Raw genomic sequence first — 19,236 nt, forward strand, 5'->3', positions numbered from 1 at the left:
GTCATGCAGACCAAGCTGGACGCAGCCAAGGCCGAACTGCTCAGGAAGGCAGCAGCAGCCGCTGAGAACAGCCAGGTGGGGGGAGCGGCGCCGGGGGAGGGACTGAGCAATGGCGCTCTGTCCGCGTACCTGCACCACTACTACCTCCACACCGCGCCCGAGGACCTGGTCGACCGCGACCCGGTCGACGTCTACGGCGCGGCAGCCTCGCACTACCGCCTGGGCCTCAAGCGCCCGCAGGGCACCGCCGAGGTGCGGGTGCACACCCCCTCGGTCGAGGAGAACGGCTGGTCCTGCGGCCACACCGTGGTCGAGGTCGTCACCGACGACATGCCGTTCCTGGTCGACTCGGTCACCAACGAGCTGTCCCGCCAGGACCGCGCGATCCACGTCGTCATCCACCCCCAGCTGGTCGTCCGCCGCGACATCACCGGCAAGCTGCTGGAGATCCTCGACGTCGACGCCTGCGCCCGCAGCCAGGCCGCCGGCACCGAGTGGCCGGCCGACGCGACCGTCGAGTCGTGGATGCACATCGAGGTCGACCGCGAGACCGACCGCGACGACCTGCGCGAGATCGAGGCCAACCTGCGCCGGGTGCTCGGCGACGTCCGTGAGGTCGTCGAGGACTGGACCAAGATGCGCGACTCCGCGCTGCGCCTGGCCGACGAGCTCGCCGAGCAGCCCCCGGCCGGCCTGCCCGAGCAGGAGGTCGGCGAGGCCTGGGAGCTGATGCGCTGGCTCGCCGACGACCACTTCACCTTCCTCGGCTACCGCGAGTACGACCTCGTCGAGCACGACGGCGAGGAGGTCCTGCGGGCCGTCGCCGGCACCGGCCTCGGGATCCTGCGCTCCGACCCGGTCACCCGCGACGAGCAGCACCACGCCGTCAGCGAGGCCTTCGGCCGGCTCTCCGCGCCGGTGCGCGCCAAGGCCCACGAGAAGAAGCTGCTCGTCCTCACCAAGGCCAACAGCCGCGCCACCGTGCACCGCCCCGCCTACCTCGACTACGTCGGCGTGAAGAAGTTCGACGCCAACGGCGAGGTCATCGGCGAGCGCCGCTTCCTCGGCCTGTTCTCGGCCGCCGCGTACACCGAGTCGGTCAGCCGCATCCCGGTGGTCCGCCGCAAGGTCCAGGACGTCATCGCCGACTCCGGCTTCTCCACCGAGAGCCACGACGGCCGCGACCTGCTGCAGATCCTGGAGACCTTCCCCCGGGACGAGATCTTCCAGACCCCGGCCGCCGGGCTGCTCCAGATCGCCACCAGCGTCCTCTACCTGCAGGAGCGCCGCCGGCTGCGGCTGTTCCTGCGCCAGGACGAGTACGGGCGCTACTTCTCCGCGCTGGTCTACCTGCCGCGCGACCGCTACACCACCCGCATCCGGCTGCGCCTCATGGACATCCTGATGCAGGAGCTCAACGGCGCCTCGATCGACTACACGGTCTGGTCGACGGAGTCGGTGCTGACCCGTCTGCACTTCGTCGTCCGGGTCACCCCCGGCAGCGAGCTGCCGCACCTGACCGACGCCGAGGTCGAGCGGATCGAGGCCAAGCTGGCCGAGGCCGCCCGGTTCTGGATGGACGGCTTCAACGACCAGCTGCACACCGAGCTGGGCGAGGAGCGGGCCGCCGAGCTCTCCCGCAAGTACGCCAACGCCTTCCCCGACGGCTACCGCGCCGACTTCACCGCGCGCACCGCCGTGGCCGACCTCAAGCAGATCGAGTCGCTGCACGGTGAGGGCGACTTCCGGCTGAACCTCTACCAGCCGGTCGGCGCGGGCGACGACGAGCGCCGCTTCAAGATCTACCGGGTGGGCGGCCCGATCTCGCTCACCGAGGTGCTGCCGGTCCTCCAGCGGCTGGGCGTCGAGGTGCTCGACGAGCACCCGTACGCGCTGACCCGCTCCGACCACACCACCGCCTGGGTCTACGACTTCGGCCTGCGGCTGCGCGAGGCCGTCGGGCTGACCGACGAGGCCCGCGACCGCTTCCAGGAGACCTTCGCCGCCACCTGGACCGGCAAGGCCGAGAACGACGGCTTCAACGAGCTGGTCCTGACCGCCGGGCTGACCTGGCGCCAGGCGATGATGCTGCGCGCGTACGCCAAGTACCTGCGCCAGGCGGGCTCCACGTTCTCCCAGGACTACATGGAGGACGCGCTCCGCAACAACACCCACACCACCCGCCTGCTGGTGAACCTCTTCGAGGCCCGGCTGAGCCCCAGCCACCAGCAGGGCGCGCTGGAGCTGACCGAGGGCATCCTGGAGGAGCTGGCCGGCGCGCTGGACGAGGTCGTCTCGCTGGACGAGGACCGCATCCTGCGCTCCTTCCTGCACCTCATCAAGGCCACCCTGCGGACCAACTTCTTCCAGCACGACGGCTCGGGCGAGTGGCACTCCTACGTGTCGATGAAGTTCGACCCGCAGGCCATCCCGGACCTGCCGGCCCCGCGCCCGGCGTTCGAGATCTGGGTCTACTCGCCGCAGGTCGAGGGTGTGCACCTGCGCTTCGGCAAGGTCGCCCGCGGCGGTCTGCGCTGGTCCGACCGGCGTGAGGACTTCCGTACCGAGATCCTCGGCCTGGTCAAGGCGCAGATGGTGAAGAACACCGTCATCGTGCCGGTCGGCGCCAAGGGCGGCTTCGTCGCCAAGCAGCTGCCGGACCCGTCGGTGGACCGCGACGCCTGGCTGGCCGAGGGCGTCTCGTCCTACAAGGCGTTCATCTCGGCGCTGCTGGACATCACCGACAACCTGGTGGCCGGCGAGGTCGTCCACCCGGCCGACGTGGTCCGCCACGACGAGGACGACACCTACCTGGTCGTCGCCGCCGACAAGGGCACCGCGTCCTTCTCCGACATCGCCAACGGTGTCGCCGAGTCCTACGGCTTCTGGCTGGGCGACGCGTTCGCCTCCGGCGGCTCGGCCGGCTACGACCACAAGGGCATGGGCATCACCGCCCGCGGCGCCTGGGAGTCGGTCAAGCGCAACTTCCGCGAGCTGGGCCACGACACCCAGACCGAGGACTTCACCGCCGTCGGCATCGGCGACATGTCCGGCGACGTCTTCGGCAACGGCATGCTGCTCAGCGAGCACATCCGCCTGGTCGCCGCCTTCGACCACCGCCACATCTTCCTCGACCCCAACCCGGACGCGGCCGTCTCCTACGCCGAGCGCCGCCGCCTCTTCGAGCTGCCCCGCAGCTCCTGGGACGACTACGACAAGTCGCTGATCTCGGCGGGCGGCGGCGTCTTCCCGCGCAGCGCCAAGTCGATCCAGCTGTCGCCGCAGGTCCGGGCCGTGCTGGGGGTCTCCGACACCCGGCTCACCCCGGCCGAGCTGATGAAGGCCGTCCTCCAGGCGCCCGTCGACCTGTTCTGGAACGGCGGCATCGGCACCTACGTCAAGGCCTCCACGGAGACCAACGCCGAGGTCGGCGACAAGGCCAACGACGCCATCCGCGTCAACGGCGAGCAGGTCCGCGCCCGCGTCGTCGGCGAGGGCGGCAACCTCGGTTGCACCCAGTTCGGCCGCATCGAGTACGCGTCCTGCGGCGGTCCCGAGGGCAAGGGCGGCTGGATCAACACCGACGCCATCGACAACTCGGCCGGCGTGGACACCTCGGACCACGAGGTCAACATCAAGATCCTGCTCAACCAGGTGGTCGCCGACGGCGACATGACGGTCAAGCAGCGCAACACCCTGCTCGCCGAGATGACCGACGAGGTCGGCCACCTCGTGCTGCGCAACAACTACGCGCAGAACGTGGTGCTGGCCAACGCCGTCGCCCAGGCGCACAGCATGGTCAACGTCCACTCCCGGATGATCAACCGCCTGGAGTCGGACGGCCGGCTCGACCGGGCCCTGGAGTTCCTGCCCACCGAGCGGCAGATCCGCGAGCGCCAGCAGAACGGCCGGGGCCTGTCCCAGCCCGAGATGTCGGTGCTGCTCGCCTACACCAAGATCACCCTCGCCGAGGAGCTGCTCGCCACCGCGCTGCCCGACGACCCGTTCTTCCGCACCGCGCTGCACGACTACTTCCCGAGCGCGCTGCGGGCCCGGTTCGCCGAGCAGATCGACCGGCACCCGCTGCGCCGCGAGATCATCACCACGCTGATCGTCAACGACACGATCAACCGCGGCGGCTGCACCTTCGCCTTCCGCCTGAAGGAGGAGACCGGCGCCACCTACGAGGAGGTCGCCCGCACCCACACCGCCGCCCGGGCCGTCTTCGGCCTGGAGGAGATCTGGTCCGAGATCGCAGGCCTGGACAACCGGGTCCCGGCCCGGGCCCAGACCAAGATGCGGCTGCACGCGCGCCGCCTCGTCGAGCGCGCCACCCGGTGGATGCTCAACAACCGGCGCCAGCCGCTGGACATCGCCGGCACCATCGAGTTCTTCCACGACCGGGTCGGCCAGGTCTGGGGCTCGCTGCCCAAGCCGCTGCGCGGCGAGGACCTCGTCTGGTTCGAGAAGGTCTACGACGAGCTCACCGAGGCCGGCGTGCCGGAGCAGCTCGCCACCCGGATCGCGGGCCTGTCCTCGACCTTCCCGACCCTGGACATCACCGAGGTCGCGGACCGCTCCGGCAAGGACGTCGCCCAGGTCGCCGAGCTCTACTACGACCTCGCCGACCGCCTCCAGATCACCCACCTGCTCGACCGCATCATCGAGCTGCCCCGCACCGACCGCTGGTCGTCCATGGCCCGCGCCGCCATCCGCGAGGACCTCTTCGCGGCCCACGCGGCGCTGACCGCCGACATCCTGGACTGCGGCCCCGACGGCGCCGCCCCCGAGGAGCGCTACACCGCCTGGGCGGACCTCAACTCCACCCTGCTGAACCGCGCCAAGAGCACCCTCGACGACATAAGGGGTTCGGACAACTACGAGCTGTCCAGCCTCTCCGTCGCGATGCGCGTCATCCGCACCCTGCTCCGCACGGGCTCGATGCGCTGACCGCGGCCTGCACGGCAACACGGCGGGCCCGCGTCCCTGGTGGACGCGGGCCCGCCGTATGCTGTTCGCCCGCTCGAAGGGGGAGGCGTCGTGGACGGGTTCGACGAGGGTGTGGAGTTCTCGCTGGAGTGGGAGGAGCTGCCGGAGCCGGCGGCGTCCGCCCGGGCGCGGTACGAGGACTGCCTGGAGCACCATCTTGACTGCCCGCACGCGCCGCACTGCCGGGAGCCGTACGAGGCGCTCGTCGGCGAGTACCGGATGGTCCTGGACGGCCATCAGCTGGGCGTCTGCCGGGAGGCGATGCGGCGAACCGGGATGAGCCACCCCGCGGACGAACCGGAGTTCCCCGACTGGCCGTTCGCCACCACGGCCGAGTGGTACGCCGCGCCGCAGCCGGTGCGGGACGCCCACAAGGCCGCCGACCTGGCGGCCCGTGCGCACCGGGTCCCCGGCATGGCCGGGATCCCGGAGTTCAAGGTGCGCGAGAGCGGCCCCTGGTCGGTGGGCGCGCAGGAGGTCGGCGAGGCCCTCGCCCGGTACGCCGCCGCCCCCGCGGCCGTCCGCGCCGAGCTGGAGGCCGGACCGCTCTGGCCGCTCTGGCTCGACTGGCTGCGGGAGACCGCCCGCCGCGGCGGCTTCCGCGTCGACTGAGCCCGGAACTCCTCCGGGGCCGCGGACAGGTGGAGGTGTGGAACTGTCGCAGCGGGGACGGATACGGGATGGCGATCAGTGGGCGTTCGGGGAGCTGTTCGACGAGACGGCGGGTGACCTGTACCGGTACGCGGTGCGGGCCACCGGGGACTGGGCGGTCGCGGAGGACGTCGTCCAGCTGACCTTCCTGGAGGCGTGGCGGCTGCGGCACAAGCTGCGGGAGGACGGCGGGGCGGTGCGGCCCTGGCTGTTCGGGATCGCCGCGAACGTCATGCGCAACACCGCCCGGGCGACGCGTCGGCACCGGGCGGCGATGGAGCGGCTGCCGGCCCGGGAGACCGTCCCGGACTTCGCCGACGAACTGGTGGGGCGGCTGGACGACAGCGCGCAGCTGGCCGCCGCGCGGCGGGCGCTCGGGCGGCTGCGCAAGGCCGAGCGGGAGGTGTTCGGGCTCTGCGTGTGGGCGGGGCTGGACTACGCGAGCGCGGCCGAGGCCCTGGGAGTGCCGATCGGCACGGTGCGGTCACGGCTCTCGCGCGCCCGGACCAAGCTGCGCGCGCTCGCCGACGAGGAACTGCGCAACGGGCGGGAACTGCGCCCGGCCCCCGGACAGGTACGGGTTGGCCGCGTCGACGCGGCCCGGTCGATACGGGAGACGAACCGATGAACGAGGACGAACGTGCCGAGCTGGACCGGCTGGTGCCGGGCCCGGCGAGGCCCGAGCTCTCCGCCGACCGCCACCGGTTGTTGAGGGGACATCTGATGAGTGAGATCCGGGAGACGAAGCCCGCGCGGGCCCGTCGCGGCAGGCTCGGCTGGGTGGCGGTGCCCGCCCTGGCGGGCGGACTGGCGCTGGCGCTGGTGCTGAGCAACGGTGGCGGCGACGGCACGCCGGAGCCGCAGCAGCAGGCGCAGTCGGCGCCGCAGAACCAGGAGGCCCCGCAGCAGGGGACCACCACGCTGAACGCCGCCCCGGTCGGCGCCGTCCAGCTGCTGACCCAGGCGGCCGACACCGCCGCCGGCAAGCCCGACCCGAAGCCGGGCAAGAAGCAGTTCGTGTACGTGGACAGCCTGGTGTCGTTCGGCGGCATCAACCTGGCCACCGGTCAGACGTCCATCCCCAAGCCGCACCGCCGAGAGATCTGGCTGTCGGTGGACGGCAGCCAGTGGGGCGTCCTCAAGGAGGAGGGCCTGGACGGTGGGAAGGCCGTCGATCCGGCCGGGCGCAAGCCCGGCGACTCGCGCCCGGCGCCGCGCACCGACGGCGGCATCTGGCTGGATCCGAACCCCAGGGCGGGCCTCAACGGCCCGACGTACGAGTACCTGGCCGCGCTGCCGACCGACCCGGACGCGCTGCTGAAGAAGATCTACGAAGAGACCAAGGGCATGGGCCCGGGCCCCGACCAGGAGGCCTTCGTGACCATCGGCGACCTGCTGCGTGAGCAGCTCGCCCCGCCGGCCGTCAGCGCCGCGCTCTACCGGGCCGCCGCGAAGATCCCCGGCGTCACCGTGGTGGACGACTCGGTGGACGCCTCCGGTCGGCACGGGGTGGCCGTGGCGCGCATGGACGGTGCGGTCCGGCGGGAGTGGATCTTCGACCCGAAGACCCACGAGTTCCTCGGCGAGCGCACCGTGATCGTTGCCGAGGGCTCCGAGTTCGGCAAGCCCGGCACCGTGACCGGCCACTCCGCCGTCCTCGGCCGCACCGTCGTCGACGAGGCCGGGGAGGAGCCGCCGCAGAAGAACGCCTGAGCCGGAAGGGCTCGTTGAAGGACAGGTGACGCTGTGGGGCCCGGTGCAAGCGGGCCCCACAGCCGTTTTCGGGCGCCTCGATGCTACGGGCGTGTCCCGGTGGGCGGAGGCGGAACCCGGACGCTACGTTGAGTGGCGGAGCGCATGCAAACAGTTAGGATGGGCCTCACTTCGAAAGGAGGTCCGCCATGACAAGCCCTGTCAATGACCTGAATCTGCGGATCGCACAACTCCTCAAGGACGCGCAGCCCAGTGACATCGTCGAAGTCCTGACGAATTCCGATGAGAGCGGACTGCTCAACGCCGACACCAACAACAACAACAATAACAACACCAAGAAGAAGCCGCCGGAGGAACTTCCGGAATAGCTGGACGCGCCCGACCCCCAAGTGCCGGCGGCTCCTGTGCGGTATTCGCGCGGGGGCCGCTCTCGTGAATGGACGGAAGAACCGTGCTGGATACACTCCTCGTCTTCCCGCCGCAGTGGAGTGCGTTTCAGCCCTCCCTTTCCCTGCCGTCCCTCTCCGCATGGCTGAGGCGCGAGGGGTACGGCGTCCACTCCCTCGACCTGAACGTCCTCTTCTACGAATGGCTGCTCTCCGAGCGGTGCGCCGGCCTGCTCGCCGGGGAGGTTGCCCGGCGGGAGTGGCCGGCCGAGGTCAAGGACGCCTACCTGGCGGTCTTCGCGAACTCCGCGGACTTTCGCGCCGACCTCGCCAGGATGCGGGGCGCCGGCACCGGCGGGGACCGCGAGTACTTCGACAGCCACTACCTGGGGGTGAGATCGCTGTCGACCTACCTGGGGGCCGTCTCCCAGGTCTGCGAGCAGTTCACGGTCTCGCCCTACAATTTCTATTTCGCTTCGGGAAACCTGTCGTCGGCGGCGTTGGAGCGCATGGTGGAATCCCCGCCGCCGCTGCTCCTGGAATTCGCCCGCGAGATGGTCGAGGAACACATTCTCACCCGGCCGGCCCGTTCCATCGGATTCTCCTGCATCGGGCAGGAGCAGCTCTATTTCACCATGCTCCTCGGGTCCGTCCTGAAACAGCGGGTGGACGTGCCGATCCTCGTCGGCGGCACGATCTTCTCCCGGATCTTCGAGCGCGGCGTCCTCAAGCCGGAGTGGTTCGAGCGGTACTTCGACGTGGTCGTCCGCAACGAGGGCGAGCGGCCGGCGGAGCACATTCTGCGCAACCTGCGCGCGGGCGTGCCACTGACGGAGGGCGTGCCGGGCGTGGTGTACCGCAGCGGCGGGCGCGTCGTCTCCTCGAAGCCCTCCGCCCCGCTGAGGCCGCAGGAACTCCCGGTGCCGGACTTCGACGACCTGCCGCTCACCCGGTACCTGCTGGCCGAGGTCACCCTGCCGCTGCTCTCCTCGCGCGGCTGCTACTGGGGGAAGTGCGAGTTCTGCCACCACGGGATGGTCTACGGCGAGAAGTACGCCGGCTACCAGGTCGATACGGTCGTCGACACCATCAGGAGCCTGTCCGAGCGGTACGGCGTGCGGCACTTCTCGTTCAACGACGAGGCGATTCCGCCGAAGCTCGCCCGTCAGCTCGGCGAGCGGGCCCCCGCCGGGGACACCACCGGCTGGCACTTCACCGGGCTCATCAAGTTCGAGGACTTCTTCCAGCGCGAGGATTTCGCCAACCTCCACCGGATGGGCTTCCGCTCGCTGTACGTCGGGCTGGAGTCGGCGTCCGAGCGGGTGCTGGAGCTGATGCGCAAGAACACCCGCCGGGAGGTGATGGTCCGCAACCTCTCCGACGCCACCCTCGCCGGGATCTGGATGCATTGCTTCCTGTTCTTCGGCTTCCCCGGGGAGACCGAGGCCGACGCCAGGGAGACCTTCGACTTCGTCCTGGAGAACCCGGACATCGTGGGCTCCTTCGGGGCCGGCACCTTCTCCCTGGAGCACAACGCGCCGATCTTCCGCCACCTGGAGGACTTCGGCCTGCGCCTCAAGCGGGCCGCCGACGAGGACATCGACGTCTACTACGACTACGAGGTCGCCGAGGGGCTGACCCCGGAACGCGCGGAGGAGTGGGTCCGGGAACTGGACGGCGCGGCGGCCGACATCCCCGGGTACTACAGCGCGAGCTGGATCCCCCGCGAGCTGCTGCTCGGCCTGCTGTCCCGGATGGGCCCGGCCGAACTCGTCGAGCGGGGAACGGAGATCCGCCGCGACGCCGGCTTCCCCGCCGCCGTCCCGCTGCGCCACGTGGCCAGCCGCTCCCCGCACCCGGACCGGCCCGACCAGTCGATCGCCATCAACCGGATCAACGGCAACGTCCTTCTCGTGGGCGGCGGCACCCGACCGCTCCTGGACGCCTGCCTGGAGTCCGACCTGGACCTCGACACCCTGCGCGCCCTGGCCCCGGTCCTCTTCGACCGCCTCTGCCCGCAGAAGCCCCCGGCAGCCGCCCCGGCGGCCCCGGCCGCCGCCCCGGCCGTGCGTGAGCCCGTGACGGCCGCCGTCGAGTAGCCGAATGCCACGGTCCGCCCCCGCCGCGAGCACCTCGCGACGGGGGCGGGCGCTTGCCGGATCCCGTCGGCCGGCGGGTGGCGATTTCGTGGGGCGTGCGCCCCGCTGCGTGCGCCGTTGAGTCAGGCCGCTGCCGCGTGTCAAGCGGCGGCGATCGCGCCATCGAAGGCCAGTTTCCGGTCTGATGATCGATCCCCAGGTCGATCGACTGCGTGGCCTTCGCCATGCGTGCCAGAGTAACCGCCATGGCGTAGATGAAATGTCATATATGGCATGTCTCTTGCCTTGAGATTCCGGAGACGGAGCAGAGGAGGAGTAGGACGATGCGAACGAACCGACTCGCCCTGACGCTGGCCGGTGCCGCCGGTGCGGTGGCGATGCTGGCGGCGCCGACCCAGGCGGGCGCCGCCCAGACCGGCGCGACGAACACGACCACCACCACGGAGATCTGCAGCTCGACCAAGCTGCAGGCCGGGCTGGCGACCTGGCTCTGTGCCGAGGTGACCGGCAGTGACGTGCAACTGGTGGGTTGGATCTACCTGGCCGGTCCGCCGAGCCCGGGCGGCCCTTACCCGCAGCCCGAGGACCTCGTGACCGTGCTCGACGGCCAGGTGGTGGGCGGCGCCTCGCTCGGCTCGGTCAACAGGTGGACGCGGTTCAACCTCACCAGTACCGACGTGCGCGGCGTCGGCGGGACCGTGGCGTGCGGCTCCACCGTGCACGGCAGCTTCAGCGTCACCAAGCCCGGCTGGGGATCGATACCGGTCACCCTCGACGCCGTGGTGCCCTGTTGACGGACAAGGTGTCCTGACCGGCAGGTCTTCGAGGTAGCCGAGGGCCCGGCGCACTGTCCGGGGTCCGGAGGCGCCCTTGAACACCCGTTCGCCCCCGCCGTGATCACGGCGGGGGCGAACGGGCTTCCTGGGGTGACGTCGGTGCGGCTCGGCAACTGGGCCGGGAGGGTCGGAGGGTGGGGCCGAGGGCGGTGGCCTCGGCCCCACCCTGGGGTATCGGGGTCACCTGGCGGCTCCGATGGGGTGGGGGCCGCGCTCGCACCGGACGACCTTGCCGATTCCGTCGGTGCGGTGGGTTCGGGCCGTTGAACCTCTTCTGCGTCAGCGCGCCGCGGCGCGCTGGAGGGCGCTGGCGAGGAGGGCGAGGTCGGTGGGGCCGTTGCCGAGTTCGCGGACGGGGCGGCGGGCGGGTGGGGCGCCGAGGGTGTGGGGGTCTATGGCGACGACGGTGGGGCGCAGGGTGGCGGTGCGGGGGATGCGGCCGCTGATGCGGGCGGCCTGGAAGGCGGTGACGCCGCCGTCCGGGAGGCGGAGGTAGCCGCGGCCGGGGGTGGAGTCGGGGAGGGCGGCGGCGTCGCCGAGGTGGATGAGGAGGTCGGAGTCGGCCGGGTCGTCGGTGCGCAGGGCGATCCGCAGCAGGGCGGCGTCGTCGATCTCGGTGCCGGTGGTCTCGTCGGGGCGGCCGGTGGTGACGGCGAGGTGGATGCCGAGGGGCCCGCCGCGGCGGGCGACGGCGGCGAGGGCGCGGGCGAGGGGGCGGCCGGCCGGGGAGGTGGGGGAGAGGAGGGCGTCGTAGTCGTCGACCACGACGACGAGGCGGGGCGGGCACGGCCCGGAGGAGTGGGCGGCCACCGGGGCGGCGGGGGTGTCGGGGCTGCGCGGGTGGATGATCAGCGGCGGCGTGGACGCGCCGGGGGCGCCGACGGTGGCGGGGACCGGGACGGGCTCCCCGTCGAGGATGCGGGCGGCGTGCCAGGAGGCGAAGTCCAGACCGTCGAACAGCCGCTCGCGCAGCGCCAGCTCGTCCTCCAGCGCCTCGGCGGCGAGCAGTGCGGCCCGCGGTTCGGCGGCGGCGTTGACCCGGCCGGTGACGTGCGGCAGCTCGCTGCACCCGGCGAGCCCGTCCTCGGTGGCCCGCCCCTCGACGATGCTGACGGCGAGGCGTTCGGGCCGCTCGGAGACGGCCAGCGAGGCGACCAGGGTGCGCAGCAGCTCGGTCTTGCCGGAGCCGCGGGCGCCGCCGATCAGCAGGTGCGGGCCGCCGGGGTCGGGGGAGGGGAGGGTGAGCTCGGGGTCGGCGAGGTCCAGCACGCACAGCTCGTCGCGGGTGGTGCCGAGCAGGGCGGTGGCGGCGCCGATGCCGCCGGCGTGCGCGTCCCAGCGGGCGGAGAGCTTGGCCGGGGTGACGGTGTCCAGCTGGAGCAGGTCGAGCAGGCGCAGCGCGTCCGGCAGCGGTCCGCGGTTGGCCGGGGTGGCCTCGCGCAGCGGGGCGAGGACGCGGGCGAGCCGCTCGGCCCAGGCGTCCGAGACGGCGTCCAGGGAGATCTCGTGCAGGGTCTCCCGGCCGCGGGCGACCGGGCCCGGGCGGTCGAGCGAGAGCTGGGTGCCGACCTCGCCGGTGATCAGCGCGGTGGCGCCGAGGCCGCGGGGCAGCAGTTCGGGCTGTTCGGCGAGGCAGATCGGGAAGACGCCGACGGCCGGGCCCTGGCGCAGCAGCAGGTCGAGCGCCAGCCGGGCGGACTCGGTGCCCGGCCGGCCGTCGACCACGACGACGGTGGCGGGGTGGCCGCCGAGGCCGACCGGGCCGCTGAGCCGGGCGGTGAGCTCGGCGAGCCGGGCGGTGGCCTGCTCGTCGTCGAGGCCGAGCAGCAGCCGGCAGTCCTGGCCGTCGGTGGGGCGCAGGTGGGGCAGCCACAGGGCCCAGGCCCAGGTGTCGGCGCGGTCCTGCGGGGCGCGGGCCGGGTCGGCGTCGACCACGACCAGGCTGAGCCCGGTCGGCGGGTGCAGGGCGGCGAGCTGGGCGACGACGGCGCGGGTCAGCGCGTCGAGGCGTTCGCGCGGGCCGCTGAGGCCGAGGCTGCCGGCGGTCTGCAGGTCGACGGTGACCGGGACGGCGGGCAGCACGGTGCCGGGGGAGGTGCCGGGGCCGCCGGGCCGGTCGGCGGTGCCGAGCCGCAGGGTGAGCGCGTCGGGGTGGCCGGGTCCGCGCTCCCAGAGCCGGGGGCCCGGGCCGAGCGCGTTGAGCAGCAGGGTGGCGAGGTCGGGCCAGCGTTCGCGCTGGGCGGCGGCCTGCCGGATGCGGACGGCGGCGTGGTGGCGTTCGGCGCTCTCCTCGGCCGGTTCGGCGGCGGAGCGGCCGAGCCGCAGCGAGAGCAGGCCGCGGCCGCGCCCGGCGGGCGGCTCGGGGGCGGCCGGCGGTTCGGCGGCGGGCGGCGCGGGGCGGACCGGCGCCGGGGCGGCGAGCTGGAGGTGGCCGTGGCCGTCGGGCAGCGCGGCGCGGACGGGTGACCCGGAGCGGTCCCTGAGGTCCGGGGCGGTGACCCGCAGGGTGGTCTCGCCGATCCGCAGCAGGCCGGTGCCGTCGAGCGGGACGGCCTCCTCGGGCGGGCCGGGCGGGACGATCCGGCCGTCGACGGTGGTGCCGTTGGTGGAGCCGAGGTCGCGGACGGTCACCGTGCCGTCGTCGGCGAGGTGCAGGGCGAGGTGGAGGCGCGAGACGTCGGGGTCGTCGACGGGGACGTCGGCCTCGCCGGAGCGGCCGACCCGGATCTCCCGGCCGTGCAGGCGGTGCACGCCGCCGGCGTCGGGGCCGCCGACGACGCGCAGCTCGGCGGCGGCCGGGGTGTCGTCCGGGTCGTCGGCGGTCGGGTCGGGCTCGTTGAGCGAGAGGACGGCGCCGTCGAGCAGCGGGGGGTGGCCGAGCAGCGTGTGCTCGTCCACCCGGTGCGCCCCGGCGTAGAGGTGGACGTGGGTCGCGGCCCGCGGTCCGCGCACGCCCACGGCGCCCGCGAGGGCACCCGCCAGGGAGCCGAGCGCGGTACCGACGGGCGCGGTGACCAGCACGTCCACGTACGGGATGGCGGAGCCGGCGGCTGCCGGGCCGCTGCGCGGTCGGAGGACGGTCAGCCGGATCTGCATCTCGCCCGCGGTCCCTTCTGCTGGTGTGACGCCTGGTGCCGCTGCCTCGGGCCGCTGCGGGGGAGCGGGGGTGGCCGCGACACCGCTTGGGCCACAGGAGTGGCGAGTGTCATCCTGCCATCCGTCACGGACAGTCCGCGCACCGTACCGGATTTGACGATCTTGCGAACATCGCCATGGTGGAGGCGACGGGGAATCAGGTCAACCGGCGCCCGCGAGGGCAGACCCCGAGGCCTCCGTGGAACCGTTCGCGGGCCCTGCGGGTCTTCCCGTAGGGGATGTCCCCCAACCCGGGCGAACGGCCCTGCCGGTCGCCCCAAAAACGTCTACGGACCCCGTTAGAGTGGCCGGAACACGGACCCGGCAGGCTCACCGCACCGGCGGAGGAGTGCCCCGCGCGGGCGGCACGACGAGGAGTGCGACAGGTGCGGCCAGTCGGCAGCAAGTATCTGCTGGAGGAGAACCCGCTCGGACGGGGCGCCACCGGCACGGTCTGGCGCGGTCGGGTCCGCGCCGACGTCGAGGTGCCCGGCAGCGTGCCCGGGCAGCTGGTGGCGATCAAGATCCTGCGCGAGGAGCTCGCCGCCGACCAGGACGTGGTGATGCGCTTCCTGCGGGAGCGCTCGGTGCTGCTGCGGCTGACCCACCCGAACATCGTCAAGGTCCGCGACCTGGTCGTCGAGGGCGAGCTGCTGGCCCTGGTGATGGACCTCGTCGACGGCCCGGACCTGGCCCGCTACCTGCGCGACCACGGCCCGTTCAGCCCGATCGCGGGCGCCCTGCTGATGGCCCAGGTCGCGGACGCGCTGGCCGCCAGCCACGTCGACGGCATCGTGCACCGCGACCTCAAGCCGGCCAACGTGCTGCTCGCCACCGCCGTCGTCGACGCCACCGAGCAGATGCACCCGATGCTGACCGACTTCGGCATCGCCCGGCTCGCCGACTCCCCGGGCATCACCCGCAGCCACGAGTTCGTCGGCACCCCCGCGTACGTCGCGCCGGAGTCCGCCGAGGGCCGGCCGCAGACCTCCGCGGTGGACGTCTACGGCGCCGGGATCATGCTGTACGAGCTGGTCACCGGCCGCCAGCCGTTCCAGGGGGACAACCCGCTGGCGATCCTGCACGCGCACCTCGCCCAGGAGCCGCAGCGGCCGTCGACCATGCCGGAGCCGCTCTGGACGGTGATCGAGCGCTGCCTGCGCAAGGACCCGGCGCAGCGGCCGAGCGCGGTGTCGCTGGCGGGCGCCCTGCGGGTGGTCGCCGGCGGGGTGGGCGTGCACGCCTCCCCGGCGGCGGTGGACGCGGCGCTCGCCGTCGGCGCGCTGCTCGTGCCGGACCCGCAGCCGGCCGCCGTGCCGGGTGCGCCGGTGGGTGTGCCGGGGCTGTCGGCGGACGCGCCGTTCGGGGCCGAGGACCGCACCCAGGTGCTCCCGGCGGGTCAGCAGCCCGGTCAGCCCGGCCAGCAGCCGGGTCAGCATTACGACCCGGCGGCGGCGACCCGGCTGATGGGCACCCAGCCGCCCCCGTTCGACCCGGCGGCCGCGACCCGGGTGATGCCGCCCGCCGCCGCGCCGCCGCCCCCGCCCGGGCCGCCGCAGGCCGAGACCCCGCACCCGTGGCAGACCCAGCTGCGGGCGGCCCGCGACCGCAACCAGCAGACCGAGATCGCCTACTTCGGGCCCGAGGACTTCGAGGCCCCGCCGGTCGCCCCGCCGCCCTACCAGGCCGGACCGGGGGGCCGCCCGCCGCAGGCCGCCCCGCAGGGCTACGGGCAGCCGGGCCAGCACTCCGGCCAGCAGCCGCCCGGCGGCTACCGGCAGGCCCCTCCGCCCGGCTACGCCCAGCGCCCGCCGGTCGCCCCGCCGCCCTACCAGGGCGGACCGGGCGGAGGGGCACCGGGCGGCGGCCGCCCGCAGCCGCCCGGCGGCTACAACCAGCCCCCGCAGCCGGCCCCGCCGTACGGCCGCCCGCAGCGGGCGCAGCAGCAGCCCCCGGCCGCCCCGCCCGGCGGCCACCGGTCCGGGCCCGCCCCGCAGCACCGCGAGCCCCCGCGGCAGCAGGCGGCCCCGGCCGCTCCGCCGCGCCGGGCCGAGCCGCCCGCGCCGCAGCACCGCGAGCCCCCGCAGCGCCGCGCCGAGCCGCCGCGCGAGGCACCCCGGGAGACGCCCCGGGAGGCGCCGCGCCGCGAGCCGCGTCCGCGCAGCCGCAACCGGATGTACATCCCTGGCCTGGGCTGCCTGAAGGGCTGCCTCATGGTCCTGCTGGTGCTGGCGGTGGCCGCCGTGGCGCTGTGGAACTTCACCCCGCTGCCGGACTACTGGGCCAACGTCCAGGACTGGTTCTCCAGCGCGAAGGACTGGGTGACCGGCCTCTTCGACAGCGCGAAGAACTGACGCGACGGACCCCGGGGCCCTCCGGAAGGCCCCGGAGCCCGGGCCACGCGGCGGGATTGACGCTTTGTCGATAATTCATGGGATTTCCCGCCGCCCAGGACCCGCCGAGCGCCCTCGGGCGGCCCGCGGAGGGCGTCCGGGCGCGTAGGTTGGTCGCTGTTGTCCCGCCCCACCGAGCGCCCCGGACCCTCCCGGAGCGCTCCCGCCGCCCACGGAGCAGCATTGGCACGCAAGATCGGCAGCCGCTACACCGTCCACCAGGTGATCGGCCGGGGTTCGGCCGGGACGGTCTGGCTCGGCGAGGGCCCGGACGGTCCGGTCGCGGTCAAGCTGCTCCGCGAGGACCTGGCCGCCGACCAGGTGCTGGTCGGGCGCTTCGTGCAGGAACGTGCCGCGCTGACCAGCCTCGACCACCCCCGGGTGGTCGGCGTGCGCGACATGGTCGTCGACGGCAGCGACCTCGCCCTGGTGATGGAGCTGGTCCAGGGCACCGACCTGCGCTCGCGGCTGGAGCGCGACGGCGCGGTGCCCCCGCAGAGCGCCGCCTCGATCATCGCGGACGTCGCCGACGGCCTGGCCGCCGCACACGCGGCGGGCATCGTGCACCGGGACGTCAAGCCGGAGAACGTCCTGCTCGACCTCTCCGCCGCCCCCGGTCCCGGCGGTGCCCCGCGCGCCAAGCTGACCGACTTCGGCGTGGCCCGGCTGGTCGACGCCCCGCGCCGCACCCGCGCCACCCGGATCATCGGCACCCCCGACTACCTCGCCCCCGAGATCATCGAGGGCCTGGAGCCGCGCGCCGCCGTCGACATCTACGCCCTCGCCACCGTGCTGTACGAGCTGCTGGCCGGCTTCACGCCGTTCGGCGGCGGCCACACCGGCGCGGTGCTGCGCCGGCACGTCACCGAGCAGGTGCCGCCGATCCCCGGGCTGCCCGACGGCCTGTGGCGGATCATCGCCGAGTGCCTGGCCAAGGCCCCGGCCTCCCGGCTGCGCGCGGCCGAGCTGGCCGCCCGGCTGCGCGAGCAGCTGCCGGCCCTGGCCGGGCTGCCGGTGCTGGCCGTCCCGCAGCAGGGTCGGGCACCCGCCGAGGAGCAGCTGACCCCGGCCGAGGCGGTGTACGCCGAGGTGGACGCCGCCCCCGGCACCCACAAGCGCCGCCGCGGCCCGGCCGTGCCGCTGGTGCCGGGCGTCGCCCCGGACTCCACCCGGGACACCCACACCAGCCTGCGCCGCCCGTCCGCGCACGAGCTGGCCTCCTACGCGGCCGAGTCGCGGGCCCAGCGCACCGCCCCGGGCGCGGCCCACCGCCGGGACCGCCAGGCGCTGCTGCGCCGCCGCCGGGTGCTGGCCGTGCTGCTGGCCGTGGTCCTGCTGCTGGCCGGCGCCGCCGCGGCCTGGACCGCCTTCGCCGCCACCGCCCCGGACGCCGGATCCGGGTCCCGCCCGGCCACCGTCTCCACGGCGCCGCGGGCCCCGTAGCGGCGCGTTCCGGCCGCCTTCCGGCCCCGCCCCGCAGGCCGGTCCGGAGGCCCGCGGCGGGGTCGTGCGCGCCCCGGACGCCCCCGCGGTCGTCAGAAGCCCCCCGGGAACCATTACCCTGGGGGCGTGGCAGCCGTCGATCCTTCCGAAGAGCTCAAGAACCTCGAAACGACCATGGGGTCGATCGAGGCCGTCCTCGACCTGGACAAGATCCGGGCCGACATCGCGCGTCTGGAGGAGGAGGCAGCCGCCCCCGACCTGTGGGACGACCTGGCGAACGCGCAGAAGGTGACCAGCAGGCTCTCCTTCCTCCAGGGCGAACTGCGCAGGGTCGAGGGCCTCCGCGGCCGCATCGACGACCTGGGCGTCCTGTTCGAGCTGGCCGAGGCCGAGGACGACGCGGACACCCGCGCCGAGGCCGAGACCGAGCTGGTGGCCGTCGCCAAGGCGGTCGAGGAGCTGGAGGTCCGCACCCTCCTGTCGGGCGAGTACGACGCCCGCGAGGCGCTGATCAACATCCGCGCCGAGGCCGGTGGCGTGGACGCCGCCGACTTCGCCGAGCAGCTCATGCGCATGTACCTGCGCTGGGCCGAGCGGCACGGGTACCCGACCGAGGTGTACGACACCTCGTACGCGGAGGAGGCCGGCATCAAGTCCGCGACCTTCACCGTCAAGGCCCCGTACGCCTACGGCACCCTCTCGGTCGAGCAGGGCACGCACCGCCTGGTCCGCATCTCCCCGTTCGACAACCAGGGCCGCCGGCAGACCTCGTTCGCCGGTGTCGAGGTGCTCCCGGTCGTCGAGCAGTCCGACCACGTCGACATCGACGAGTCGGAGCTGCGCATCGACGTCTACCGCGCCTCCGGCCCCGGTGGCCAGGGCGTCAACACCACCGACTCGGCGGTGCGCATCACGCACCTCCCGACCGGCGTGGTGGTCTCCTGCCAGAACGAGCGCTCGCAGATCCAGAACAAGGCGTCCGCGATGAACGTCCTCCAGGCCAAGCTGCTGGAGCGGCGCCGCCAGGAGGAGCGCGCGGCGATGGACGCGCTCAAGGACAGCGGCAGCTCCTGGGGCAACCAGATGCGCTCCTACGTGCTGCACCCGTACCAGATGGTCAAGGACGTCCGCACCGAGTTCGAGGTCGGCAACCCGCAGGGCGTGCTGGACGGCGACATCGACGGCTTCATCGAGGCCGGCATCCGCTGGCGCAAGCAGCGCGAGACCGCCGCGCAGTAGTCCGCGGCCCCCGTACGACGCGATGCGCGAAGGCCCCCGACCGGTTCACCGGTCGGGGGCCTTCGCGTGTGACGTCTCTCAGGCCAGCGCCTGCCGCGCGATCAGCGCCACCGCGAGCAGTCCGGCCAGTACGGCCAGCAGCATCGCGGGGGAGAGCGCGGCGAACGGACCCTGCTGCTCCTGCAGCCGGGCCCGGGTGGCACGGCACGCGGGGCAGCGGCCCTCGCTGACGCGGCCGTTGCAGTGGGCGCACACCAGATGGTCGCAGGTCATGCGATCTCCTCCTCGCTGCTACTGCAAACGCACCGGACCGGGCCTTGGTTCCTTCTCGTGCCCTGTGCGGCGGAGCGGT

At 73.5% G+C, this 19,236-nt stretch carries 12 protein-coding genes; 10 read left to right on the plus strand and 2 right to left on the minus strand.

The annotated features are described in order from the left end of the window. Positions 1 to 3 precede the first annotated feature (3 nt). From ACFCLZ_RS24245 to ACFCLZ_RS24275, 7 genes are all read left to right on the plus strand, one after another. A complete protein-coding gene (locus ACFCLZ_RS24245; protein WP_380279199.1) occupies positions 4 to 4,950 on the plus strand; it encodes an NAD-glutamate dehydrogenase in 4,947 nt (1,648 codons plus the stop codon). A 90-nt stretch (positions 4,951 to 5,040) separates the two neighbouring features. Further along, positions 5,041 to 5,601, plus strand: coding sequence for a hypothetical protein (locus tag ACFCLZ_RS24250; RefSeq protein ID WP_380279201.1), 561 nt, complete (start codon positions 5,041 to 5,043; stop codon positions 5,599 to 5,601). Positions 5,602 to 5,638: 37 nt separating this feature from the next. After that, complete coding sequence (locus ACFCLZ_RS24255) at positions 5,639 to 6,268, plus strand: RNA polymerase sigma factor (RefSeq protein WP_380279203.1); 630 nt, start codon at positions 5,639 to 5,641, stop codon at positions 6,266 to 6,268. Further along, the gene (locus tag ACFCLZ_RS24260) at positions 6,265 to 7,353 is read left to right on the plus strand and encodes a CU044_5270 family protein (RefSeq protein WP_380279205.1); all 1,089 of its coding nucleotides are present in this window, start codon (positions 6,265 to 6,267) and stop codon (positions 7,351 to 7,353) included. Before ACFCLZ_RS24255 ends, ACFCLZ_RS24260 begins: the two co-directional genes overlap by 4 nt. Positions 7,354 to 7,541: 188 nt before the next feature. Next, a complete protein-coding gene (locus tag ACFCLZ_RS24265; RefSeq protein WP_380279207.1) occupies positions 7,542 to 7,721 on the plus strand; it encodes a hypothetical protein in 180 nt (59 codons plus the stop codon). Between the two features lie 83 nt (positions 7,722 to 7,804). Beyond that, a complete protein-coding gene (locus ACFCLZ_RS24270; protein ID WP_380279209.1) occupies positions 7,805 to 9,838 on the plus strand; it encodes a B12-binding domain-containing radical SAM protein in 2,034 nt (677 codons plus the stop codon). 323 nt (positions 9,839 to 10,161) lie between these two features. Continuing rightward, a complete protein-coding gene (locus ACFCLZ_RS24275; protein ID WP_380279211.1) occupies positions 10,162 to 10,632 on the plus strand; it encodes a hypothetical protein in 471 nt (156 codons plus the stop codon). A gap of 321 nt (positions 10,633 to 10,953) precedes the next feature. Here ACFCLZ_RS24275 and ACFCLZ_RS24280 read toward each other — a convergent pair whose 3' ends face one another. Next, the gene (locus tag ACFCLZ_RS24280; RefSeq protein ID WP_380279213.1) at positions 10,954 to 13,770 is read right to left on the minus strand and encodes an FtsK/SpoIIIE domain-containing protein; all 2,817 of its coding nucleotides are present in this window, start codon (positions 13,768 to 13,770) and stop codon (positions 10,954 to 10,956) included. A gap of 425 nt (positions 13,771 to 14,195) precedes the next feature. On the opposite strand from ACFCLZ_RS24280, the gene ACFCLZ_RS24285 reads away from it, so the two are divergent. From ACFCLZ_RS24285 to prfB, 3 genes are all read left to right on the plus strand, one after another. Continuing rightward, entirely contained in the window at positions 14,196 to 16,163 is a 1,968-nt protein-coding gene (locus ACFCLZ_RS24285) for a protein kinase (RefSeq protein WP_380279215.1), read from the plus strand. A gap of 222 nt (positions 16,164 to 16,385) precedes the next feature. Next, on the plus strand, positions 16,386 to 17,645 hold the full coding sequence (locus ACFCLZ_RS24290; RefSeq protein WP_380279217.1) for a serine/threonine-protein kinase: 1,260 nt from the start codon (positions 16,386 to 16,388) through the stop codon (positions 17,643 to 17,645). Between the two features lie 126 nt (positions 17,646 to 17,771). Continuing rightward, positions 17,772 to 18,884: a peptide chain release factor 2 gene (gene prfB / locus ACFCLZ_RS24295; protein ID WP_380279219.1), complete on the plus strand. Its 1,113-nt coding sequence runs from the start codon at positions 17,772 to 17,774 to the stop codon at positions 18,882 to 18,884. Between the two features lie 78 nt (positions 18,885 to 18,962). Here the strand turns inward: prfB and ACFCLZ_RS24300 are convergent, their stop codons facing one another. Then, positions 18,963 to 19,157, minus strand: coding sequence for a hypothetical protein (locus ACFCLZ_RS24300; RefSeq protein WP_344325125.1), 195 nt, complete (start codon positions 19,155 to 19,157; stop codon positions 18,963 to 18,965). Between the last annotated feature and the right edge of the window lie 79 nt (positions 19,158 to 19,236).

The organism is Kitasatospora purpeofusca (assembly GCF_042691725.1).
Classification (GTDB): Bacteria; Actinomycetota; Actinomycetes; order Streptomycetales; family Streptomycetaceae; genus Kitasatospora; species Kitasatospora purpeofusca_B.

Excerpts from the sequence above, each read along its gene's own strand:
- ACFCLZ_RS24245 (WP_380279199.1), top strand. The coding sequence starts at position 4 with ATGCAGACCAAGCTGGACGCAGCCAAGGCCGAACTGCTCAGGAAGGCA.
- ACFCLZ_RS24260 (WP_380279205.1), top strand. The coding sequence starts at position 6,265 with ATGAACGAGGACGAACGTGCCGAGCTGGACCGGCTGGTGCCGGGCCCG.
- ACFCLZ_RS24265 (WP_380279207.1), top strand. The coding sequence starts at position 7,542 with ATGACAAGCCCTGTCAATGACCTGAATCTGCGGATCGCACAACTCCTC.
- ACFCLZ_RS24275 (WP_380279211.1), top strand. The coding sequence starts at position 10,162 with ATGCGAACGAACCGACTCGCCCTGACGCTGGCCGGTGCCGCCGGTGCG.
- ACFCLZ_RS24280 (WP_380279213.1), bottom strand. The coding sequence starts at position 13,770 with ATGCAGATCCGGCTGACCGTCCTCCGACCGCGCAGCGGCCCGGCAGCC.
- ACFCLZ_RS24300 (WP_344325125.1), bottom strand. The coding sequence starts at position 19,157 with ATGACCTGCGACCATCTGGTGTGCGCCCACTGCAACGGCCGCGTCAGC.